This is a genomic window from Mesorhizobium sp. M1006, assembly GCF_040318825.1.
Taxonomy (GTDB): domain Bacteria; phylum Pseudomonadota; class Alphaproteobacteria; order Rhizobiales; family Rhizobiaceae; genus Mesorhizobium.
Window position 1 is genome coordinate 37085 of sequence record NZ_JAMYMZ010000019.1, and the last position, 22817, is coordinate 59901.

Annotated in this window: 22 protein-coding genes and 1 pseudogene; 13 read left to right on the top strand and 10 right to left on the bottom strand. The window is 59.4% G+C overall.

Annotated features, from left to right (window positions below):
* The first annotated feature begins 50 nt into the window (after nt 1-50).
* The 3 genes from NKH60_RS19240 to NKH60_RS19250 all read left to right on the top strand — a co-directional run bounded on the left by NKH60_RS19240 (nt 51) and on the right by NKH60_RS19250 (nt 3365).
* Nucleotides 51-584 carry a peroxiredoxin gene (locus NKH60_RS19240; RefSeq protein ID WP_352872978.1) on the top strand — a complete coding sequence of 178 codons (534 nt, stop codon included), beginning with the start codon at nt 51-53 and terminating at the stop codon, nt 582-584.
* Nucleotides 585-653: 69 nt separating this feature from the next.
* Complete coding sequence (rpoN, locus tag NKH60_RS19245) at nt 654-2090, top strand: RNA polymerase factor sigma-54 (protein WP_352872980.1); 1437 nt, start codon at nt 654-656, stop codon at nt 2088-2090.
* A gap of 57 nt (nt 2091-2147) precedes the next feature.
* A complete protein-coding gene (locus tag NKH60_RS19250) occupies nt 2148-3365 on the top strand; it encodes an MFS transporter (RefSeq protein ID WP_352872982.1) in 1218 nt (405 codons plus the stop codon).
* A gap of 270 nt (nt 3366-3635) precedes the next feature.
* On the opposite strand, the gene NKH60_RS19255 is transcribed toward NKH60_RS19250, so the two are convergent.
* Both NKH60_RS19255 and NKH60_RS19260 read right to left on the bottom strand, forming a co-directional pair.
* Nucleotides 3636-3866, bottom strand: a complete 231-nt coding sequence (locus NKH60_RS19255; RefSeq protein ID WP_352872984.1) for a hypothetical protein — start codon at nt 3864-3866, stop codon at nt 3636-3638.
* Between the two features lie 338 nt (nt 3867-4204).
* Nucleotides 4205-4447, bottom strand: coding sequence for a hypothetical protein (locus NKH60_RS19260; RefSeq protein ID WP_352872986.1), 243 nt, complete (start codon nt 4445-4447; stop codon nt 4205-4207).
* A gap of 156 nt (nt 4448-4603) precedes the next feature.
* On the opposite strand from NKH60_RS19260, the gene NKH60_RS19265 reads away from it, so the two are divergent.
* Together NKH60_RS19265 and NKH60_RS19270 are read left to right on the top strand one after the other, a co-directional pair.
* Complete coding sequence (locus tag NKH60_RS19265; RefSeq protein ID WP_352872988.1) at nt 4604-5053, top strand: hypothetical protein; 450 nt, start codon at nt 4604-4606, stop codon at nt 5051-5053.
* A gap of 391 nt (nt 5054-5444) precedes the next feature.
* Entirely contained in the window at nt 5445-5918 is a 474-nt protein-coding gene (locus tag NKH60_RS19270; protein WP_352872990.1) for a hypothetical protein, read from the top strand.
* Nucleotides 5919-6082: 164 nt separating this feature from the next.
* Here NKH60_RS19270 and NKH60_RS19275 read toward each other — a convergent pair whose 3' ends face one another.
* The 6 genes from NKH60_RS19275 to NKH60_RS19300 all read right to left on the bottom strand — a co-directional run bounded on the left by NKH60_RS19275 (nt 6083) and on the right by NKH60_RS19300 (nt 13100).
* A complete protein-coding gene (locus NKH60_RS19275; RefSeq protein ID WP_352872992.1) occupies nt 6083-7135 on the bottom strand; it encodes a hypothetical protein in 1053 nt (350 codons plus the stop codon).
* 75 nt (nt 7136-7210) lie between these two features.
* Nucleotides 7211-9292 (bottom strand): AAA family ATPase, encoded by a 2082-nt coding sequence (locus NKH60_RS19280; protein WP_352872994.1) that lies wholly within the window; start codon nt 9290-9292, stop codon nt 7211-7213.
* Between the two features lie 213 nt (nt 9293-9505).
* A complete protein-coding gene (locus NKH60_RS19285; protein WP_352872996.1) occupies nt 9506-10021 on the bottom strand; it encodes a site-specific integrase in 516 nt (171 codons plus the stop codon).
* Between the two features lie 676 nt (nt 10022-10697).
* Entirely contained in the window at nt 10698-11318 is a 621-nt protein-coding gene (locus tag NKH60_RS19290; protein WP_352873061.1) for a nitrogen fixation protein NifQ, read from the bottom strand.
* A 323-nt stretch (nt 11319-11641) separates the two neighbouring features.
* Nucleotides 11642-11842, bottom strand: a complete 201-nt coding sequence (locus tag NKH60_RS19295; RefSeq protein ID WP_352491466.1) for a ferredoxin — start codon at nt 11840-11842, stop codon at nt 11642-11644.
* Nucleotides 11843-11882: 40 nt separating this feature from the next.
* The gene (locus tag NKH60_RS19300) at nt 11883-13100 is read right to left on the bottom strand and encodes a cytochrome P450 (protein WP_352615343.1); all 1218 of its coding nucleotides are present in this window, start codon (nt 13098-13100) and stop codon (nt 11883-11885) included.
* A gap of 324 nt (nt 13101-13424) precedes the next feature.
* Here NKH60_RS19300 and NKH60_RS19305 point away from each other — a divergent pair, with 324 nt between their 5' ends.
* A complete protein-coding gene (locus NKH60_RS19305) occupies nt 13425-13721 on the top strand; it encodes a hypothetical protein (RefSeq protein ID WP_352872998.1) in 297 nt (98 codons plus the stop codon).
* Nucleotides 13722-13952: 231 nt separating this feature from the next.
* Here the strand turns inward: NKH60_RS19305 and NKH60_RS19310 are convergent, their stop codons facing one another.
* A complete protein-coding gene (locus tag NKH60_RS19310; RefSeq protein ID WP_352873000.1) occupies nt 13953-15020 on the bottom strand; it encodes a hemin-degrading factor in 1068 nt (355 codons plus the stop codon).
* 724 nt (nt 15021-15744) lie between these two features.
* Between NKH60_RS19310 and NKH60_RS19315 the strand changes: the two genes are divergently transcribed.
* Nucleotides 15745-16065 (top strand): HesB/IscA family protein, encoded by a 321-nt coding sequence (locus NKH60_RS19315; protein ID WP_023678237.1) that lies wholly within the window; start codon nt 15745-15747, stop codon nt 16063-16065.
* Nucleotides 16066-16134: 69 nt separating this feature from the next.
* Here NKH60_RS19315 and NKH60_RS19320 read toward each other — a convergent pair whose 3' ends face one another.
* Nucleotides 16135-16512: a hypothetical protein gene (locus NKH60_RS19320; protein WP_352873002.1), complete on the bottom strand. Its 378-nt coding sequence runs from the start codon at nt 16510-16512 to the stop codon at nt 16135-16137.
* A gap of 13 nt (nt 16513-16525) precedes the next feature.
* Here NKH60_RS19320 and nifS point away from each other — a divergent pair, with 13 nt between their 5' ends.
* The 6 genes and pseudogenes from nifS to NKH60_RS19350 all read left to right on the top strand — a co-directional run bounded on the left by nifS (nt 16526) and on the right by NKH60_RS19350 (nt 22812).
* Nucleotides 16526-17743 (top strand): cysteine desulfurase NifS, encoded by a 1218-nt coding sequence (gene nifS, locus NKH60_RS19325; protein WP_352873004.1) that lies wholly within the window; start codon nt 16526-16528, stop codon nt 17741-17743.
* A pseudogene (gene nifV / locus NKH60_RS19330) lies at nt 17740-18949 on the top strand (homocitrate synthase). The gene nifS and the pseudogene nifV overlap by 4 nt, the downstream one beginning before the upstream one ends.
* The gene (gene nifW, locus NKH60_RS19335; protein ID WP_352503026.1) at nt 18946-19326 is read left to right on the top strand and encodes a nitrogenase stabilizing/protective protein NifW; all 381 of its coding nucleotides are present in this window, start codon (nt 18946-18948) and stop codon (nt 19324-19326) included. The pseudogene nifV and the gene nifW overlap by 4 nt, the downstream one beginning before the upstream one ends.
* 189 nt (nt 19327-19515) lie before the next feature.
* On the top strand, nt 19516-20367 hold the full coding sequence (locus NKH60_RS19340) for an electron transfer flavoprotein subunit beta/FixA family protein (RefSeq protein ID WP_352466656.1): 852 nt from the start codon (nt 19516-19518) through the stop codon (nt 20365-20367).
* Nucleotides 20368-20385: 18 nt separating this feature from the next.
* Nucleotides 20386-21495 (top strand): electron transfer flavoprotein subunit alpha/FixB family protein, encoded by a 1110-nt coding sequence (locus tag NKH60_RS19345; protein WP_352457019.1) that lies wholly within the window; start codon nt 20386-20388, stop codon nt 21493-21495.
* 9 nt (nt 21496-21504) lie between these two features.
* On the top strand, nt 21505-22812 hold the full coding sequence (locus NKH60_RS19350; RefSeq protein WP_352873063.1) for an FAD-binding protein: 1308 nt from the start codon (nt 21505-21507) through the stop codon (nt 22810-22812).
* The last annotated feature ends 5 nt before the right edge of the window (nt 22813-22817 follow it).

The window sequence follows — 22817 nt, forward strand, 5'->3', positions numbered from 1 at the left end:
CCAGCCTCTGCCAGAATTCAGCGCCCGTATTCTTCTTTAGGAGCAACTTGATGACAGTTCAAAAGAAAGTTCCCTTCGTCACCTTTCTCACGCGTGTTCACGATAAGTCAGTCCAGGGGCCAAATCCATATCGCTGGCAAGAAAAGACATCTGACGACTACTTTGCCGGCAGGCGGGTCATCCTGTTCTCGCTGCCTGGCGCCTTCACGCCGACCTGCTCGACCTACCAATTGCCCCAGTTCGAAGAGCTCTATGATGAGTTTGAGAAGGAGGGAATTGACGCGATTTACTGCCTCTCAGTCAACGACGCCTTCGTCATGAATGCGTGGGGGAAGTCCTTGGGCCTGCAGAAGGTCGAGCTCATCCCCGATGGCTCAGGCGAGTTCACACGCAAGATGGGCATGCTGGTCGCCAAGGACAATCTCGGCTTCGGGATGCGCTCCTGGCGCTACGCCGCCCTGATCAACAATGGCGTGGTGGAGCACTGGTTCGAGGAGGAAGGTTTCTCCGACAACTGCGAGGCCGACCCCTATGGCGTCTCGTCCCCGCAAAACGTTCTCGAAACGCTGAAAGCCGCCGCATGACCTAGAATACGTCTCAGTGGTGCCATTGCCGGCCCCAAGAGGCTCCTCGACAGGATTATCGCGCTCACCATGCAATCCTCAGCAAGCCTGCTTCAGCGCCAGAAGCAATCCATGGTCGCATCGCCTCAACTCATTGAGTCGATTCGCTTGCTGCAACTGGCGCATACTGAACTGCATCAGTTCGTGGAGCGGGAAATCGAGAAGAACCCGCTTTTGGAATCTGCATCAAGCGATGGCGGGCCTTTTGACGACGTTTCGATTTCGGGAGCGGATCAGCCTGTCGGCCCTGGCGCAAACGCCGTTGAAGGACCGACCGGGGCAGGGTCGCCTGAACGGCTCGGGCAATGGAAATCACTTGGCAACACGACCAACAACCCGCCGGGCAATGGCCCTTCCCTCGACGAGTTTGCCACCCTCGCCGAAACATTGCACGACCATGTCGCTCGTCAGATCGCCCTCACTGCGTTCACACCACAGGAGCGGCTGATCGCTGGCCAGCTTGCCGCCGATCTGGAAGACACTGGCTATCTTCGGGCAAACCTTTTGGAGCTGGCCGAGAGCCTGAATGTCCATGAGGCTGTTGTGGAACGGGTTCTCGGAACCTTGCAGCAATTTGATCCACCGGGAGTTTTTGCGCGAAGTCTCAGAGAATGCCTCGAGATTCAGTTGCGCCAGCGAAATCGGCTCGACCCGGCAATGGCAGCTTTGGTTGCCAATCTTGAAATGCTTGCGCGACGCGATTTTGAGGCACTGAAGCAGCATTGCGGCGTCGATGAAGAAGACCTTCTCGACATGATGCATGAGATTCGGGCGCTCGATCCCAAGCCTGGGAACCGATTCCAATCCGGTGCGTCTGAATCAATCATACCCGACGTCTGGGTCACGCCCTCGCCGCAAGGCGGGTGGCAGATCGAACTTGATCCCGCCACGCTGCCAAAGCTGCTGATCAACCAAACCTACTATGCCGAAGTGTCGCGTCAAACTGTCCAAAATTCAAAAGATCAAGCATTTCTCAACGAATGCTTGCAAAACGCGAACTGGCTAATCCGCAGCCTCGATCAGCGCGCCAAGACGATTGTTAAGGTTGCGGCTGAAATCGTGCGCCAGCAGGATGCGTTTTTGGAACATGGCGTCGCCCACCTGCGGCCTCTCAATCTCAGAACCGTCGCTGACGCGATCGGCGTGCACGAGTCGACGGTAAGCCGGGTGACCTCGAACAAGTACATGCTCACCCCGCGCGGAGTCTTCGAACTCAAGTATTTTTTCACCGTCGCGATCGCGTCCTGCCAAGGCGGCGACGCGCACTCCGCCGAAGCTGTCCGCCATCGGATCAAAGCGATGATTGCCGCAGAATCTCCCGGCGACGTGCTTTCCGACGATGACATCGCTGTCCGGCTGAAGGAAACCGGCATCGATGTTGCGCGCCGCACCGTCACAAAATATCGCGAAGCAATGAACATCCCCTCCTCCGTGCAACGCCGCCGCGAAATGCGCTTGTGTCTTTAATGTGGGTCAAGGCAGCCAACCTCATGTTGCAGTGCATCCAAAGTGGAGACTTCGTTCATGACCCGATCCGCGGCAGGCGTCATGGACGCTGTTCTGCACGACCCAGAAAAGCCCGACCAACCGTCTGGTCCCAAATGGGGTGCGGTCATTTCGCTTTCCTTGGGCACCTTCGGGCTGGTGACGGCAGAGTTTCTGCCTGTCAGCCTCCTCACGCCCCTCGCGCATGATCTCGGTGTCACCGAGGGTGCGGCTGGACAGGCGATGACGGCGACCGCTATCGTCGGGGCGATCTCGGCGCCGACGGTGGCCATCATCACAAAGCGCCTGGACCGCAGGATCGTCATGTGGGCGATGACGCTGCTGCTGATCCTGTCGGACGTTCTGGCGGCCGGCGCGTGGTCGCTGGCGGTACTCCTGACGGCACGCGTCGTGCTCGGCATAGCGCTCGGAGGCTTCTGGTCGATGTCGGCAGCACTGGCGATGCGGCTCGTTCCAAGCCACCTCCTGCCGCGCGCCCTATCGATCATCCTCACCGGCGTTTCCGTCGCTACCGTTTGCGCAGCTCCAATCGGCGCTTATGTCGGCGATATCTGGGGATGGCGAAGCGCCTTCATGCTCGCCGCAGTCGTCGGCGCCGCTACACTGCTGGTGCAACTCATAACCATTCCGAGGCTGCCTCCGGTTGGAGTGGCTAGCTTCCGCAGCCTGCTGGATGTGGCCAAGATTCCGATGATCAAGGTCGCGCTTTTGGTCGTCCTGCTGGTCGCTTCCGGCCACTTCGCCGGCTTCACCTATATCCGCGCCTTCCTCGAGAAGGTTCCCGCGCTGGATGTCGAGACGATCTCGCTTGTGTTGCTTGCTTTTGGCATCGGCGGATTCTTCGGCAATTTGGCCGGTGGGCTGCTGGCCGAGTACAGTCTCAAGGCAGTCGCGGCCCTTGCACCGCTGCTCATAGCGATAGCCGCTGTTTCGCTGCTGACGGCGGGAGCATCGGCCTCGGCCTCGGCGGTTGCGGTTGCCGCGTGGGGCTTTGCCTTCGGCGCAGTGCCGGTGGGATTGCAGACGTGGATGGTGTGGCGCGCCGCTCCCGAGCAGGCCGAAAGCGCCGGTGTGCTGATGGTCGTAGCGTTCCAAGTGGCAATCGCAGGCGGCGCGATTTTCGGCGGACTATTGGTGGACAATGCCGGGATTACCAGTGCCATTGCGTACAGTGCTGTTGTCACGTTCCTCGCCGCCCTGACAGTGTTCCTGCTCGGCCCGAAGCGCGAAACCTAGACCGCCTGACAGAAGAGGCCTCAGCAGCGCAGCGGGACGAGAGATGCAATCGCATGCACGGCGCGGCGCGATCCTCCGCATGATTACGCATGGAACCAACGCAAGCGCCTCGCCGGCTTTACCTCCGGGCCATGGCGACCTTCGCCGCCAGACACGCGAACCTCGCCGGCACCGATTTCCATTTGGCGACGATGAGCGCTGCCAGCGCCATGGAACCCGTGCTGGCGGTCATATCCTTCACGACAACCCGGCATTCTGGGCGAGCGACAGCTACGCGCCGGCCATGCCCGTCAGGACGCCGGTGAAGATGCCGCACGATAGCGCAGACAGGTCGCGAAATGCCAGTCTGTCAACGGCGGCCGGATTATCGTCGACCGCGCGAAGCCCTACGCCGACGCGGGTGCTAAACAGCACCAACCAGGTAGATGGCATCATCAGGACGCGACATAGACCAGCAGTGAATGGCCGGTAGATCAGCTCGGGATAGATCAGCCGGAGCACCGGCACGCACCCCTTCGGCGCTGGGCACAACGATCGAATCGCGAGTCTTCAGCCAAATTGGATGCCTCGTCGATGACACATCTTGTGCAGCTTGTGCAGCTGCCGAAGACGCGGCGCTGGCTTAGGTGATTGTGCCATGTGGATACGCCTCCGAACGCTTCGCTCGCCAGGCGCGGTTGCGGAGAATGTCGGAATAAGGTGAGCTATCGAAAGTCGACATTGCCCTCTCCATTTGGCCCGTTGGCGCAGGGCCAAGGAATCGCCGCTAATTTACCGCTCGTGGCATCAATCAACAAGCTCGAGGATGAGATGGATAGGCAACTGATCTGCTGGCCAGCCTACACAGCACGTATTGATGGCGGCCTTGTGGCATTCATCCACACCGCTGCCGCGTCATCCTCGTCTTCGGTGGGCTCGCCAGCGTCCGGAAATGCCGCATCGTCCCAGCCCTCCAATGCGACCATGCCATCGGCGGCCTGTTCCGCCGAAACACCTGCGGATACAAAGACGACACTGGCAGCCTCGATCCCGTGCTGCTTTTCCTCTTCCGACGCACCCAGAATGTTCAAGCGAAGCTGCATATTCGCGTCCCCAGGCAGTTGGCAGACAGTGAACGAAATGAGAACAAAGAGTCAAGGCAGCCCCTTGACGGGAGAGGAACAGATTCCTTATTCCTGTTTCGATCTGAGAAGGGTGGGAACGGCGGCGAAGCGCCAAATGCGCTGGCCGGCGAAGCTATGGCGAAAACAGCGGAGGACAATTTCCGGATCGAGGTTTGGGACCGGGAGGAGACGGCCCTTGTCGAGACTATTTCGCGGTCCCCGGATTCGAGCGTCAGTCAGGCAGCCTGGCAAGCCGCTATCCGTCGGCGCCCAGGGATGCTCCTGATTCACTACAATGCCCGCTACGTGATGGAAAAAATCATAACGCCAGGCGAAGCGACTGTGGCACCGCAGACCATTGTCGACGGCAGCGTGCATGCAGGCCTGGACGTATCGCTTGCCGATCTGCGCGAGTGGCACACGCTCCGCGCTTGGTGCAAAAAGTGCTCGCATCATGCACAGGTAAACCCAGCGGACCTGATTCGGCGCTACGGGAAGGACGCTTTATTCAGCTCGGTCGAAAGGGCGCTTTTCGACCGGGGCGGTCCAGTGAGGTTGGAAATCCACAAGCTGCCAAGGAATTGACGCTCGGGTGTCCTAACGGCATCCCCTCATGTCAAAACGATGTTTCCGACATCATCGATTTGCACTCCCGCTAGGAATAGCCTCGCGCGGGCGGCGGCAAGCGCCGGTTGGCTAAAATGGTCCCTGTGCCTCAGGACGATGGCCTCGGCCGTGAGTTCCGGTGTCCCGTAGCCCATCACCTCCGCGAAGCACGTGGGAAAATTCATCATTGTAGAGTTCATCCGTGTTCTTGATGTCGGCACGGCTGAATGCCACGATGCTATTAATAGCCGCTACCCCAAACTGATGCTGGAATGTGGTGGGATAGGTCTCCCCCTCGCCTGTGATCCCGACACCGTAAGCAGTATCGGCTCTTCCATCACCTATTTTTCGTGCACGGAGTCATGACAAGATGACGGCAATTAAGTTGACTGGCCGCGTCGTCGATTGGGACCACGAGGAGTATGACGAAGTCGCGATCAAGCCCGAGGAAGCGGGGGATTTCGAGGCTAACGGCTATTTCGTCGTGACCGTCGGGAGCAGCATTCTTGCAATCCGAGCGGCGAAGCCGAATGACGGTGATATCAAGATCCAGCCGAAATCCGACATGCACGGACGCTTCGCCTCGGCCGGAGGTCACACGAATTATGGCTTTAGCGGCTATTTCAAAGGATTTGTCTATCTCGCGGGGAAGAGGAAGGCGCTAGTCGACTGGTGGACCCTGTTCCCCGGCAAGGAACACCACTACGCAGCGCAGCAGGATAGGGGGAAAGCGGAAGCTGCCATTCGCGAGATCATAGAGACGCGGGCAGGGAACGAAGTCGCTAAGGTGAAGGGCGGCTACGCGTTTGATGCCGAGCAGGGTGATGGTCAAGCATCTGGCTAATGGAGGACAGGAAATCTAGACCAGGGACTGGAATCGTATCAGCCCTCTATCCTAGAGCGATAGGAACAGCGCCTCGTGCCTCAGGGCGGCACACCAATCCGGACGGGGACGAGGGCCTTGGGTGGAGTTGTCCGGCTGACAACGAGCCACTCAGCCTTTCGACCTCAGAGATCGTGCCATCCGGTGTACGGCATATCAACGTAAATGCCTCCGTCGCTAGGACGCGTGAATAACCCATATTGATTCAGCAGTTCTTCTAGTACTGCGATCAAAGGATCATAGATCTCCTGTCCGGTCCATTCTTTCATCTTGAAGAAGGGTATCACCGCTTCCCGGCACTCATCAAGAAGCCAACCGGAGGGCAACTCAGAAAGCTGTTTCAGCCTCATGTCATATTGGGCAGCCAGATCCGGATGTTCATCAGCATACTCGGCGACCCAGTCGGCATGGCCGATCCCATAACCGATAGCCTGAAACAGAAATGTCAGCCTCTCGATCACGATCGGCCAGAAGACATTCATGTCTCCATGAAGTCGATACTGGAGCCGAGCGGTTCGGATTTGATCGTCCACCTCCTTCAACGCATTACCGAGCATGTCGAGGAGTTCGAGGCCGACTTCCGGCGCAACCCATGCGGAACGCCGCTGGGCGGAGTATTCGGATTGGCACGGGTTGACGATTCTCTGAAGTGCGTCGTCGCGACCGTCGCGCGGCTTGGCCTCCTTCCAGCCACCTGGGTAGGTCTTCGTAAACAGCCGAAGATCGTCAACGTGAACAAGTTCGTGAAAGAAGGTGTGGAGCGCGCGCTTGTGGTCCTCGTGGCCTTCGTCAACCACCCGGCGGACTAGTGGCATCCAGATCACCACCACGCTCCATATCTCGCCGTTCCGCATGACGTGCATAGCCATTGCGGCACCTTGTCCGTACTCGTTGGATGTTGGATCAGCGGCTGGGCTGCCTTCGCCACGGTCAACGCTCGCCAATGCTTCGTAATAGTCCGTGCCAACCACGATAGACTCGAGACGGCTTAGGTCGAGATACCTGGAAATGCCCCGAGTCGCTCCCAACAAGCCCGAGGCAAACGCTCTTGCCTCTTCCTCGTTGTCCCTCTCCCAGCCCCGAATATTCACATTGAAGTCAGGGTAAAGGGTTGGCTCAGGAGCGTCGCCGTCCTGCGGCTCTTCAATGCCTTGGTCTGAACTGCTCTCCTCCGTCATTCACCCAAACCGAAAACGATTCTCGTACGAGTATATCCGTTGACGCAGCCTACAGCTAGTTCCCAGTTCCTTTGCTTAGGTAAGAAGCTTCGTGCACTCATCGATCACATACTCAGGGACGCTTTCAAATTTGTGCGGATTTAACTGCATCACATACTCGTTCTCGATGTGGTAAGATTCGTTAATGAACTTTGTGATGACATCATCGTCATGTTCTCTAACAATGCGGAAAAGCTGAATTTTTTCGTACCCAACATCGGTCGCAAGAAACTTCGCTTTCATCAGTGCGACATCATTAAGTTGTTTAACAAGCTCGTCGTAATCAAAGTCCGAAATAAACACTAGGACACTTTCCTGTGCCTTCGTTTTTTCTTCGACACTCATGTCGCGATTCTCAGTTATGGTTTTCACTGTCGGTATAGGCCTCTTCTTAAAGAGGCTTGCCAATAGATTGTACTCCAGACCCACATCATCCGAAATCTCGTAATGGCGGCGTAAATAGATGGCCTTCACGATCGGATCGGCGAGCTTAGCAATATTCTCCCTGCATATCTTGGTGAAGGTCTGGATGTCCCCCCGTTGAATGGGCACCTCACTCACCTTCCCACCCCTAGCAGTAAGGAATGTTGCCGATGGATTGGATCCCTTAAAGACATCGCTCGTGCTCTTAATGACATCAATGGCAGGCTCGATATCGTGCGTCAGCATGATAGTTGTGCGGCCTCTAAGGCTACCCTTCCCTTGAAACAGCTCGTGAAGTATCGCAAATTTCTTGTTCTTATCAAACGAGGATATCGGGTCGTCCAAAACAACTATATCTGGATTTTCGCTCAGAACTTGATACATGAAGAGAACCAAGGCGAAAGCATTCTTCTCACCATAGCTGAGATGTTTTGCCGCAGACGCAACGTGCTCGTTCAGGTCATTGTGAATGAGTTTCATCTTGTATGAATCGGGCTCCGGGATGATCGCCACCGAGTACTTGTACCCCGCCGATTTCAGAAAGCTATTGATGCTCGCTTGATTCTCCTTGATCGCCTTCTCAATTCGCGCCTTGTGCTTGTTGACGCTGCCCTTCAGCACTCCGACCTTCTCGATAAGCTCTTCGAGTTGGGAGTTGATCGGGTCCGTTACCTTTCGCGTTTCCACCGAATCGAGCTTGTCCATCATCGCAAGGTCGATTTTCAGTTGTTCAATTTTTTCGCCAACTTCGCCAACGTCCCGCAAAGTGAAGAAGGAGATTGTGCGAAGACCTTCTAGTTTTTCGATGAGAGCATCGGTGTCAGTCTTAAGGCCGCTTAGAAAGCCTTGCTCTTGGGCTGTCAACTCGATCTTCGCGGTGGTTACTTTTTCCAAGTTCTCCCGACATTTATCACTAAAGTACTTCCCCAACCTCCCTATGATTGCCTTCAGAACATTAAGGTGACCAATGGCGGTTGCATCATACTCCTTCGCTACAGCGAGTGCGGTTTCCTTCTGCGGCCCTTCCGGCAGCCCTGTTGAACAGTAGGGGCAGGTATCGCCGAGCTTAAGGAATTCATTCCCTTTGATCTGCCATGAAATCCACTTTGAAGGCTCTGGACTCTTAATAAATGTCTCGAACGACTTTAGAGATTCTGGCACGTTTTCAATCTTATTGCCTGTGCCAAAGGCTTTGTGAATCTTGCTGTTTTTTGGAATGGCACCTGTCTTGGAGTTGCCGAAAGCCTCGCGCAGCTCCTTTAGGTCCTTGGTGGTCTGCTCAATCTCAACGCTGTCTGCGAAAGCTTTTCTAATGCCAGTAAAAAGATCTTCTATTTCCGCCATTGTGGTAATGTACTCTGGCGTTTTAACAAATATATTGAAGCTATTCTTAACAACCTCGTCTTGCTGAAAAGCGAACTGGTTCACATACTCTTCATCAAACACGAGCACTGATTTTACGTCGTCGATGCCATCAACTTGCGGGTTTTTCGAACCAGCCTTGCCTCGATTTTTGAACGGAATAAGGGCATCAAGTGTGCCATCGCCCCGAGCCTGGCTTACGATCGCTCTGGCTATTGTGCTCTTGCCTATGCCGTTCGGTCCATACTTGATGTTGAGGCTGCCTTTTTCGATGCGGATAGCCGCGAGGTCGATGCTGTTGCAGTTTTGGATAGATATTTCGTATGCAGCCATGGTGCCCCCCCAAAGTTTCGGGCCCAGTCATAGGCGAGGTGTTCTGGGGCTGTAAAGGCGAAATACTTTCGCAACATTGCGCGAAGAAAGTTCTGCAACACTCCAAGGTCCGCTTCTGGCCATGAATTCGGTCGAGCGCGAATGGCTTCCGTCGAAAGCGTAGCGGGCTTTCCCGGCACAAGGAGCTATGACTTCGAGGCCGTCATTCGTCGCTCAATTTCCGGAGTTCGGAAGCCGGGGACGCGGCTGCGATTTTTTCATTGCTTCTTTCGATTCCATCTCCTGATACCACAGCGGCGTTTGGCTGCTGGCCTTTTGGGGAACGCCATCGCCTTGGCCGAGAGACAGCACACGGCCAAGAGGCAGCACTTGGCCGAAGGCCTTGAAGGGCACGGGCCTGTGCTTGGCCCATTCCTTATCGACAGCCTCGAATACGGCCGTCGTCCACGCTTCCATCGCCTCTCGCTTTAACTCGATTCGTTGGCTACGGCTGTAGGCCAGCCGTGTGACGTCCGCCTCCTGAAATTCGACCTCCCCCGGTGTTCCGGATGAGTGGTCCAGCACGGCGGAGGCCGCGTCTCCGCGCACTTTCAGGTCCGTCAGGATCGTCGTGAGGCTGCGCCGAAGGTCATGCGGGGAGAAATGCGGGATGCCTTCCAGCAGGTCGACGGACTCCCGTTTCTTCCCGACCGTATCCTTTCTCCGAAGCTTCCGGATCGGTCGTGTCATGGATGTGTAGGTCTTCGATTTCCTCGCTACCCGGCCGACGCACCTTCTTCGACGGGAAGGCCCATTTTGAATCCCTGTCGATGCCGATCCGCGCCCGTTCCAGCAAAAGCACCACGCGTGGAGGCAGCGGCAGCGCGTGATACCGTTTCGACTTCATGTCCTCCGCCGGGAACGCGGCGATCTTCCAGCCTCGCGCGTCCTATCCCCTACCACGCGGGAGGCCAGCAGGGACATGCTGGCGGTGGTCCGCTGGGCCGTCAGGGCGATCCACCACAGGGCAGCTAGCGCCGCCTCCGTTGTCGGTTTTGCTTGCAACCTGTCCGGTCGGTCCCGATGCTTCTCCGCGATGTAGAGAACGCGGGCAATCTGTTCGAGGTCAAGATACCTCCCACGTGTCGGCCGGGTGTATCCCGGAGACACGCCTTTCCACCACGCGAACCCTGTCCCGAGGCCAGTGTGCAGCTTGTGCTCCTCTTGCCCCTATGACAACGCCCCGCTGATCCACTGGACGACCTTCCGGCCCGCGTTCAGGCCGTTCGTTCCCTGCGCCAGGTTTCGGATCTTCTCTATCAGTTCCGGAGTCATGTCCCGCACCAGAACGTCGTTCAGGTGCTTCTCATGGTGGGCTGTCGAGGTGTACCGCTCGAAATCCTTGTACGACTGACGAAAGCGGCTCTCAATCCGAGGCGATGCCGTTCTTGACCCGTGTGAGGCGGGTTTCGCCTTCCTCCGGGCCGAAGCAGTTTTCGAAGTCATTGCATTCCCGGCAACTGGGCGCGCTGCACAGCGAAAAACCTTCGGCCTCGCAGAGCTTGCGGTAAAAGTATTTCTTCCATTTCATGTTTTGGGTGTTGCCGGCCGCCAGCGTCGGAAAATGCGAGGCGAGCAGGCGGCCGAGGTCGGTTCGATTAAAAAGGCCAAGGTCCTGCCAGAGGTGGTCATTGCGCATGGCACGCCGGGCGATGATCTTGGCGAAGCGGGCGCTCGCCGGGTCGCCATGTCGGGCATGCGCCAGCAGCAGTCCATGCAGAAGTTCTTCTTCCAGATCCGGCTCGGGCTCGCTCACCTCTTTCAAGGCAAACGCGTTGATAGGAAAAGCAGGGAAACAGCGGACCAGGACATCGCGCAACTCGGCGCGCGAAAGTCCGGTTGCCTCCGTCGCCGTCGCCTCGCCGGCCTCGATCTCCTCGAGCGCACGTGAAAGCACACAGGCAAGCACATGCTGGTCGAACCTCCTCTCCAGCTCGATGTGCGGCCATTGGCCGGTGCTGAGCCGGGCATAATGTTGGGCAAATATGGTGCGTTCTCCTGGTTTCGTCCTATCAAATCATGCAGAGACCCGGCCTGCCGCAACATGGGTCGGGCAGTTCTTCGGTATGGCACTCCGGGTCGCCTCGCGTCGAGTAGTTCGGCAATTCTCGTCTGGTCCATCGGCTCTGACGCAAATTCTGTGATTGGAAGAGGTGTTCGCGAACCCCTGCCCTGCCGTTTGCGCCTCACGGGGAACACTGGCGCCGGAAATGGCCCTGCAGAGTTGGACGTGAACCGTGCGGGACAGAGGTCGCGTGCTGAGTGCGGCCACATGGTTCAAGCCCGCCAGACTCTCGGTTGAATGAGTCCTCAAAGCGCGCAGCGGGTGAGTTCCAGCGCACGCTCAGGACAGGATCGCGCGCCCCGCGATGCAGGCAGTTCCTCCCCTTCCGCAACTTCAATGTCACCAGGCAGGATGTAGCCCTCGTCATCAAGCTTGAAGATGTCCGGCGCTTGCGCCGCGCATCGCGCGTGACCCTGGCATTTGGCCTTTTGGACGATGATGCGCATGGCGCTGCCTCCATTGTCTGTGCCCCGGGTCGGGGCGGGCCTAAGACCAGTCCAGGATCAAATTTTCGATCCCGAACACATGGCCGCCAGAAGTTATCGGTGCCGTACCCTGCTTGATCCTGAAAGCCGGGATGCGCGCCAACCACTCCTCCAGGCCAATGACAATCTCCCGCCGGGCAAGGTGTGAGCCAAGGCAACGGTGGGGACCATAGCCAAACGCTGCGTGGCGGTTGTCCTCCCGCTCCAAATCGATTGTGTTGGGGCATTCGAATTCCGCCGGGTCACGATTGGCAATCATCGTGGCGCAGGAAACATAGTCCCCCTTCCGGATCGGCGCGCCTTCGAAGTCGATATCTTTCGTAGCCACGCGGATCAACTGAATGGGCGGATAGGCCCGCAGCAATTCTTCGGTTGCGAGCGGGATGCGGTCCGGTTCGCTCCGCAGCAATTGCTGATCTTTGAGGTTGCGCGCGAGGTACGCCAAGTCAAAGCCTATAGCTGCTGCGACCGTGTCGAGCCCAGCGACGAAGACAAGCACGCCGATACCGCGGACTTGGGTGTCCGTCAGCCGGCGGCCCTCGACCTGTGCCTGCACGATAAAGCTCATGAAATCGTCAACCGCCTCCTGGCGGCGCATGGCTGCAAGTTCGTCGATGAATGCCACGATCGTCCGGGCAGCCACAGGTCGTTCCTTATCGTCGCCGTGGAGCAGATCTTTCCCCCAGCCGACGAATGTATCGAGTCGGTCATCGGGCAACCCCAGAAAGCGAAGAAAGGTGCTCACCGCGAAAGGAAAGGCAAAATCCTTCATCACGTCGCAGCTTGTGCCCGACGCGGCGATCCTTTCGATCAGCTCGACCGCCCGTTCGCGGACAGCCGGTTCCAAAGCCAACACCCGCTTTGGCGAAAGCAGCGGATTGAGCAGTGAGCGAAAGACGCCATGGGCCGGTGGATCGAGCTCAAGCGGGATCGTCGGCCAGTTTTCACCCAGTATGGAGGAGAAGATGCTGCGATGGCTGGAAAAAGTCTCTGCGTCCTGCAGCACCTTCCGCTGGTCCGCGGCACGGGTGATGACCCAGGTACCCCGGCCATCTTGCGTGTTGTAGCGGGAGTAAAAGATCGGAGGCCCGTCATGTACGCAAGCGACAGCTGCGTGTGGATCCCCGTTGGGTGTTGGTGGCATCCCTGGCGATGTAAACAGGCTGAAGTCCCTCACCATTTCGGGCGGGACATGATCTGGAACGGGGTTGGTCGCCATTTTGTTTTCTCTACATTGGCGTTCATGGCTCGATTGAGATTGCACCGCTGTTCATAAAGTCGATTTCCAGCATGGGCACGTCTCTTGTCGGGCGCCTTCTAGATTCTGTCGCCTGATACAGCCCACCTGCACCAGCGCGGATGAGATCGGTTGCGAAGTCGATCAGAAGGGGCATCTCCGCCGCGCTGCGGTCATGAAGCAAAGCCGCCGCTTATCCCCGTTAGGGTTGAGAGGCTGGTCAATCACCTCTGAGCTCCGTGACGCACTGCTGATGCCCTGCTGATCAAATTCTCGAAGCAAGTCGCGTGCCGGATAGGCGTACCCATGGCGCTGCACGAAGCAATGCCAGCCTGCACTAGGCCCGCCGCTGATGATCACCTGTCCATCATTCTTAGGCAACGTCCGACAACCGACATCCGTGGTCGGTTTTGTCGAGTCCGCGACATCGGGCTGTTCGGCTTGGCTGCTGCTGCACAGCCTTCCGGTCGACGAGCGAGGAGATCGCTCGCACGGCCCGGATTGAGCAACGACGCGATCCAGCGCAAGGTTCGGGTGCGGTCCGACAAGACCCGGCCGCGCTTCCGCTTCGGTTCGGCGCTGATGGCATATGCGTTGTTGTAGCCGCTGCAAGGATTTCCGGTCAGACGAGCGATGCACTCGTGCGCAGCGATCCGGCCGGCGACGAGCCTGACTGTATCGATGCGGTCAATTCCGGCGTGCACACCTGACCGTGCGTATGCGCTAACACGGCAAGCTCTATCGCAGATGGACCTATATTTCCTCGCGAGCCGCTGTCGGAACGTGGTGCCGAGTCCTATGGCGGCCGGTTCAATCCGAGGGCCTGTCGGCACTCTACACATCCCGGTCGGTCGGACCGGGAACGCGTGGCAGACTCTCGGCCAGAAACCGCCAGTCGCTGCGCTCGCGTTCGCCTTCCTTGCGCGTGCCGAAGAACTGGACGATCATCTTGCCGTCGGCGCCATAGGCTTCAACGGACGTGACGTGACCGTCCCTCGTCGGCTTGCGCACGGCCCAGACCTCGCGGATGTGATGAGTCCTAAGATGGAGATGGAAGTTCTCGTCGAGCACATTGATCCGCGGCCCGATCTGCTTGACCGACTTGATCGGGCCGGAATGGATCTGGATGCAACCACGATTGCCGACAAAGCACATAATCGGCATCTCGTCTTCGGCCGCCTGTTGGAACAGGGCGCCAACGGCATCATTGTCGAGCAGCCAGGCGTAATCCTCGTCGGCCATACGCATCGCCTGGCAGCGGCTGAGCTTCAGGGTCTTCAACATAGGGTAGAACTGATGCACGTCGCTCAGCCGGCTCCAGTGCTCGCGTAGGTCGTCGACCGTGGCGGCTTGGTCTGGACTCACTGCATTATCGAGCGCCCCGCTCGCCTCGACCGATATGATCGGCTCCTGGTCGGAGGATACAAGCTCTGCCGCCAGATTCTGATAGGCGTGCAGGTTCGAGGCGGGCCTGAGATGTACTTTGTGCATCGCCTCGCCGGTGGCATCAAAGAATTGCAGGCTGCGGCGGATCTCGGCTCCCTCGCGCTTCTCGACGGCGAAGCCATACGCCCACGCTTTCGGGAAGATGCGCAGGTCGATCTCGTCGCCGAGCACCATGGCATGCGGGTTGCCGGTGACCACTTTGTCGTAGACGCCGATCTTTTGGTGCACGGCACTTTGGTTGCGGGTGACCGCCATCACCTCGCCGACCGCTTCGAGGCCGGTCAGCAGATCATCGACGCGCGGCTCGATGCGCACCGCGCCGTGACCACAATGCGCCGCGACCAATTCGGCTTCCGAAATGCCCAATCGAGCGGCGAGATCATGCTCCCGGATTTTCGGATTGTCTTCGCATGCCCGCCGGATTTCGTCCGGCGACGGTTTCTCGCGCTGGTCCATGTCTTACCCCTGCTTCCACCTACGTGTGAGGATCAGCTGCCCTGCCGGTGAATCTTCAGCCGATCGGGCGCGCCGTAATGCTCGACCCTGATCTGCTGCTGGCCCGTGAACAAAGTGTCGCTGGACAGCGTGCGCACGTCGTCGCACCCGCGCGAAAACCGGGGGTGCTATCGGAGCGGCGAGACCCGAGTGACACGAGCAGGCACATGCCGATGGAATGTCATCGAGCCGGTCGGTGGCCACCGGGCGGTGGTGAGCGATTGTGGGTGTTGTCGCAATCGGCCAATCGGTCATTCGGATGCCACGGGCGGCGCTGCTTCGCCAAACAAAGCGTGTCTGACCCAGTCCTGACATGTTGCTCCCTTGCTTCGCCGCATCGATCGCGAGGGCACCCACGACACGATTGTGGATCGGCAGTCTCTTGCCGCCTCGCCAGTGGAGCTTCAAAAACCGTGCCAATTGCGCCGAAGCAAGCTCAGAAGGAGTCTTCTGTAATGGTCATTGGTTTAATGTGAGTTCAGCCAACAACTCAGGCCCAACATCCCGCGTGGCGGACCCGACAAACCCGACAGTACGTGTCGATTGGCCGACACCTTCGCAGCAATGGACTCACAAGAACCACCGCAGGGTCAGAGATGCCGCGCTGTGTTGAAACGGTTTTCGCTTTGGCACGGTGCATGCAGCGTGATGCGCAAGCAGGTCCCGGACTGAGGAGAATGGAGCCATGATTACGCTCACCGACAACGCTGTTGCCGCCATCAAGACTGCTCTTTCCCGCGCCAGCGAGCCGGCGGAAGGCTTTCGCATCATGGTCCAGGCCGGCGGCTGCGCCGGCTTCAAATACTTAATGGGCCTGGAGAGCGTGTCGCGCGAGGGCGACGCGATCACCGAGACAGATGGGATCAAGCTGTTCGTGGACGCGGGCTCCCAACCCCATGTCGCCGGCATGACCGTCGACTTCCTCACCGGGCTCGAATCTTCCGGCTTTGTCTTCGATAACCCCAACGCGCGCGAGAAGTGCGGCTGCGGCAAGTCCTTCAGTTGATCGCCCGAAGCGCCTGTGCGGGTCCATGAAGCGATTGCCGCCAACGGACTCTTTTGCGGAAGAGGAGGCTTACATGGCCGGCACAACAGATGTCCCCGTCCTCAACAACAAGGCAAGGTCAAAGCCGATCTCGGGACCGGCAATCGCTTCCGGTAGGATGCAAAGAACGTCGCCTGCCGAAACAGTTCGGTTCCTGGTGGCACCCGAGCTGCTGGCGGCCAAATCGCGCCGCTGCGCCAAATTCGGCTTATCGATAACGTTGTCGTGTTCGGGCGTCCTTACCTGCGGGCTGACGGCGGCCACTGAGGACTTGGCCATGTCGACGCCGATCCGGTCTAGGTCAAACTCTCGGGCGTCCGCGCCGGCTGCCAGTTCGGGCCCATCATCATCAACGGCATACGCCAGAGGCTCAATGAGGCGGTCGCGCGCTCGCGTCATTCCGGTCAACTGAGGATCGCACATGAAACCTGTCTACCTCGACAACAACGCAACCACACGGGTCGATCCTGAGGTCGTGCAAGCGATGTTGCCGTTCTTTAGGGATCAATTCGGCAACCCTTCGTCGGCGCATGCTCTCGGCGCCTCAGTCAGTGCGGCGGTGAGAAAGGCGCGGAGGCAGTTGCAAGCTCTGATCGGCGCGGAGTTCGACGATGAGATCACCTTCACCTCGGGTGGGACAGAAAGCGACAATGCAGCGCTTCTTTCGGCGCTCGAGGCAACGCCCAACCGAACCGAGATCGTGACGTCCGCGGTCGAGCATCCCGCCGTGCTGACGCTCTGCGCGCATCTTGAGAAGACCCGCCGCGTCAAGGTGCACAGGATCCCGGTGGATTGCCGTGGCCGGCTCGACCTCGACGCCTATATGGCCGCCCTCACCCCACAGGTGGCAATCGTCTCGATAATGTGGGCGAACAATGAGACTGGTGTGATCTTCCCCGTGGCCAGGCTTGCCGAGTTGGCCAAGGAAGTGGGCGCCCTTTTCCATACCGATGCTGTGCAGGCGGTCGGCAAGCTTCCGATGGACCTGAAGTCGACCGCAATCGACATGCTGTCGCTCTCCGGCCACAAGCTGCACGGGCCGAAAGGGATCGGCGCGCTTTTCGTAAAACGTGGCGTCAATTTCCACTCGCTGATCAAGGGGGGTCACCAAGAACACAACCGGCGTGCTGGCACCGAGAATACGCCCGGCATAGTCGGGCTCGGCATGGCGGCCGAACTCGCCTTGAAATTCATGGACGACGAGACCACACGGGTAAAGTCGCTCCGCGACCGTTTAGAGGACGGGATTCTCCAGCGCATCCCAAGCACCTGTGTCACTGGTGATCCCCTGGAACGGTTGCCCAACACCGCAAACATCTCCTTCGAACATGTCGAAAGTGATGGAATTCCACTTCTCCTCAGCCGCGTGGGCATCGCGTGTTCCTCCGGCTCCGCCTGCACCTCCGGCTCGCTGGAACCGAGCCACGTCCTGAGCGCGATGAAAACGCCACACGCGGCAGTCCGCTTCTCCTTGGCGCGGGACAACGGCGAAGCGGACGTCGACCGGGTGCTCGAGGTCATGCCGGCAATCGTGGAGAAGCTGCGTGGCTTTCCCAGTTCTGGGCCGGGTAACCGAACCTCCGAAGACGGTCAATCCGGTCTATGCCTGAGCGGCAGCAGAACCGGCTACCGTTCATGACCCGTCATGTCTTTCTCAACGATACGACCTTGCGCGATGGCGAGCAGGCGCCCGGCGTCGCCTTTACCACGACGGAAAAGCTGGAGATCGCCGAGTCTCTTGCGGCGGCCGGCGTCACAGAGATCGAGATCGGCACGCCGGTCATGGGCGCCGACGAGATCGAAACAATTCGCGCCGTGGTCGCGCGGTGTCTCCCGGTTCGGCTCATGGCCTGGTGCCGGATGACGTCGCTGGATCTCGATGCAGCGATCGAGAGCGGCGTCCACGCCATCAATCTATCGCTGCCTGCGTCGGACATCCAACTTGCCGCCAAGCTCGGCCTCGATAAGGCGGGAGCGCTCCAGGTCATCGAACGTATGGTCAGGCGCGCAGCCGCCGCCGGCTTCTTCGTCGCGGTGGGCTGCGAGGACGCCTCGCGGGCCAATCGGGATCATCTCGCCCGCGTCATCGAGACGGCTGCACGCGCCGGCGCAAGCCGCGTCAGGCTAGCCGACACAGTCGGCGTTCTCGACCCGTTTTCGACCTTCGAACTTGTCGCCCAGCTCGTGCCGCAGTCTCCAATCGAGCTTGAATTTCATGCGCACAACGATCTCGGACTTGCTGCCGCCAACACGCTGGCCGCGATCCGCGCAGGCGCGCGCCATGCGTCCGTCACCGTCCTGGGGCTCGGCGAGCGTGCGGGCAATGCCGCGCTGGAAGAGGTGGCCGCCGCGATGGCGGTCCTCGACGGCGCGAATACCGGCATCGAGCTGACCGCATTGCCCGACCTCGCCGCCCAGGTGGCTTGGGCCTCCCGCCGGCAGACCGCGGCCATTAAGCCGGTCGTGGGCGCCGATGTTTTCACCCACGAATCCGGCATTCACGTCGCAGGGGCTGCTGAAGGACTCGCGTACTTATCAGGGGCTCGATCCGGCTCTCGTGGGCCGCTGCCGGCGTATCGTCATTGGCAAGCATTCCGGCGCCACTGCGATTGCCCATGTGCTGAGCGAAAGCGGTCGCGATCTCGACCCGGATTTGGCAGCCGCGATGGTGGCCCGCGTCCGGCGCGAGGCGGCCGAGACCAAATCGACCGTCACTGCAACTCAACTGGTCGAGCTCTACGATGAAATGTGCAGCGAGGCATCCCTCGCGGAGCTGTGCGGGTCCAGGTCAGCCGTGCGCGAGCCCACCGACACCACAGTTTTCCGACCAGGGAGAATGCAATGAATTGTTCCGCTGACAGCCGCCCCATCGATGTCACCGACATCCTCGCACGACTGAAGCGCCTGTCGGCTGCGGAGGAGTTCTTCGCAGTCCTTGGCGTCTCCTATGATCCGAAGGTGCTGAATGTCTCGCGGCTCCATATCATGAAGCGCGTGGGCCAATACCTTGCCGAAGAAGATTTCTCCGGTCTGCCCGACCAGGTGATTGCCGCGCGGGTGCGCGCGACGCTCGAACGCGCTTACGAGGACTTCGCGGTTTCCTCGCCGCTCACCCATCGGGTCTTCAAGGTGCTCAAAGACCACGATCCGAACAAACCTGCCACGCCGGGCCGCACCTTTGTCCCGTTCGACTCCGTACTGAAGCGGTTCGGACAGGAATGACCGCGACACGGGTTGCGACGCGACAATGTCGAGAAGCCGACAAATCCGGTCATCACCACGGCGCCCTCAGAAGCAACCAAGCGAAGTTCTAGGAATTGGGGGCAGCGCAAAACAGTTGGCACGAATGATGCAACCCAAGGAGATGAACCGCCAAGCCCGCATCCGGACAGGAGCCTGGAGAAACCGCCAATGCACATCGTAATCTGCATCAAGCAGGTGCCGGACTCGGCACAGATAAGGGTCCATCCGGTGACGAACACGATCATGCGCCAGGGTGTTCCGACCATCATCAACCCTTACGACCTGTTCGCCCTCGAAGAAGCCCTCAGACTGCGCGACGCCTATGGTGGCGAAGTCACCGTGCTCACTATGGGTCCGCCCATGGCAGAGGACGCGCTGCGCAAGGCGCTCGGTTACGGCGCCGACCGAGCGGTGCTCTTGACCGACCGCTATTTTGCCGGCTCCGACACGCTGGCGACCTCGTTCGCCCTTTCCCAGGCAATCGCGAAGGTTGGCGAGACGTTCGGCACGCCAGACCTCGTCTTCACCGGCAAGCAGACGATCGATGGCGACACCGCCCAGGTCGGGCCCGGCATCGCCAAGCGCCTCGGACTCCTGCAACTGACCTATGTCGCGAAGATCGCCTCTATTGACCTTGCTGCGCGCGAGATCAAGGTCGAGCGCCGCTCCGAAGGCGGCACACAGATGCTGAAGAGCAGGCTCCCTTGCCTGATCACCATGCTGGAAGGCACAAACGAGATCCGCCGGGGCTCGATCCAGGACGCCCTGTGCGCCGCGCGCAGCCAGGTCTTGAAATGGAGTGCGGCCGACGCCGGCATTGAGGATCTCACCAAATGCGGCCTGCGCGGTTCACCGACGGTGGTCAAGCGCGTTTTCGCGCCTCCTGCGCGAGCGGAAAAGGCGGCAAAAATCGACACCGCCGAGATGGCCTTGCGCGATGTCGCTGACGAACTCATCACGGCAATTTTCACCCGCCAGCCGGCATTGGAACATGAGCTCGCCTTCAACGGCGGCGCGTGAGAGGGCAAGGAGCAGACGATGTCGACCGCGAACCGAGAAACCCCTCGCCCTGCCGCCGGCCGTGCCGGCATAAAGAAGGAGCTGCCCGCGCATTTCAAGGACTACCGGCACGTTTGGGTTTTCATCGAGCTCGAACGCGGCCAGGTCCATCCCGTATCATTCGAACTGCTCGGCGAAGGCCGCAAGTTAGCAGACAAGCTTCAGGTCCAGCTTGCGGGCGTCGTGCTTGGACCGCCGGGAGAGGCCATCGGGAACGCCGTTGCCGAAGCGTTCGCTTATGGCGCCGACCTTGTCTACATCGTCGAGGCGCCGCTGCTCGCCGACTATCGGAACGAGCCATTCACCAAGGCGATGACGGATCTGGTCGATACCCACAAACCCGAGATCCTTCTTCTCGGTGCCACCACACTCGGCAGGGATCTTGCCGGCTCCGTGGCGACGACCTTGCAGACAGGGCTCACGGCCGACTGCACCGAACTCGATGTGGATACCGACGGTTCGCTCGCCGCCACCCGTCCGACTTTCGGCGGTTCCTTGTTGTGCACGATCTATACGCTCAATTTCCGCCCCCAGATGGCGACAGTGCGACCGAGGGTCATGCCCATGCCGCAGCGGGCGGATAAACCGGTCGGGCGTGTCATCCGGCACAAGCTCTCGGTAGCCGAGGACGAGATCGTTACCAAAATCCTCGGCTTCCTGCCGGATAGTCAGTCGGCAAAGGCAAATCTTGCCTATGCCGACGTCGTGGTTGCGGGAGGCCTCGGTCTAGGCGCGGCGGAGAACCTGCAGCTTGTGAAGAATCTCGCGCGAGCAATCGGCGCCGAGCACGGCTGTTCGCGCCCGTTGGTCCAGAAGGGCTGGATGCCAGCTGATCGGCAGATCGGCCAAACTGGCAAGACCATCCGGCCGAAGCTTTACATAGCGGCCGGGATTTCCGGCGCCGTCCAGCATCGGGTTGGCGTCGAGGGGGCGGATCTCATCGTGGCCATCAACACCGACCCGAACGCGCCGATTTTCGATTTCGCTCACCTCGGGATCGTCACCGACGCGATCCGCTTCCTGCCCGCACTGACGGAAGCCTTCACCCGGCGGCTGTCGCCCCACAGTCGCGATAAGCTTGCGAGCTAAGGGATGGACATGATTGAGGAACAATTCGACGCCATTGTTATTGGGGCCGGCATGTCCGGAAACGCAGCTGCTTACACCATGGCCAGCCACGGCCTGAAGGTGCTGCAGTTGGAGCGGGGTGAATATCCGGGCTCCAAGAATGTCCAGGGTGCCATCATGTACGCGAACATGCTGGAGAAGATCATCCCGGATTTCCGGGACGATGCGCCTCTCGAGCGGCATTTGGTTGAACAGCGGCTTTGGGTGATGGACGACACATCCCATACCGGGATTCACTATCGGTCGGACGACTTCAATGAGGCGAAGCCCAACCGCTACACGATCATCCGTGCCCAGTTCGATAAATGGTTTTCGCGTAAGGTGCGCGAGGCCGGCGCGACGGTTCTGTGCGAGACGACCGTGACGGAACTCATCCGTGACGCCAAGGACAGGGTGATCGGCGTCCGCACAGACCGGGCCGGCGGAGCCATCTACGCGGACGTGGTCGTCCTCGCAGAAGGTGTATGCGGACTGCTTGGCACGCGGGCCGGCCTGCGCGAGATGCCGAAGCCGCAAACCGTGGCGCTCGCCGTCAAGGAAATGCATTTCCTGCCCGAAGAGGTCATTGAGCAGCGGTTCGGCCTCAAAGGCGATGAAGGCTGCGTGATCGAGGCGGTGGGCACGACCTCCCGCAGCATGGCCGGGCTCGGCTTCCTCTACACCAACAAGGAGTCGATCTCACTGGGCATTGGCTGCCTCGTCTCCGATTTCGCCGCGATGGTCGAGAGCCCTTACGTCCTCCTCGACGCCTTAAAAACCCATCCTTCGATCCGGCCGCTGATCGCCGGCTCGGAAGTGAAAGAATATTCCGCGCATCTCATTCCCGAAGGCGGCTACAAGGCTATTCCGCAGCTCTTTGGCGACGGTTGGGTCGTGGTCGGCGATGCCGCGCAACTGAACAACGCCATTCACCGCGAGGGTTCGAACCTCGCCATGACCTCCGGCCGCATCGCGGCTGAGGCAATCATCGAGGTCAAGAGCCGCAACGATCCTATGACCAAACGGAATCTCGCCCTTTACAAAGCCATGCTGGACAAGTCCTTCGTGGTCAAGGACCTAAGGAAATACAAAGACATGCCGGCCTTGCTCCACACCAATTCCTGCAATTACTTCACGGCTTATCCGCGGTTGATGTCGCAAGCCGCGCAGAACTTCATGCGTGTCGACGGCACGCCGAAGATCGAGAAGGAAAAGGCGACCACGGCGGCCTTCATCAAGGCGCGCTCGCGCTGGGGGTTGGTCAGCGACGCGGTCCGCCTTGCATTGGCGTGGCGCTGAGGGGA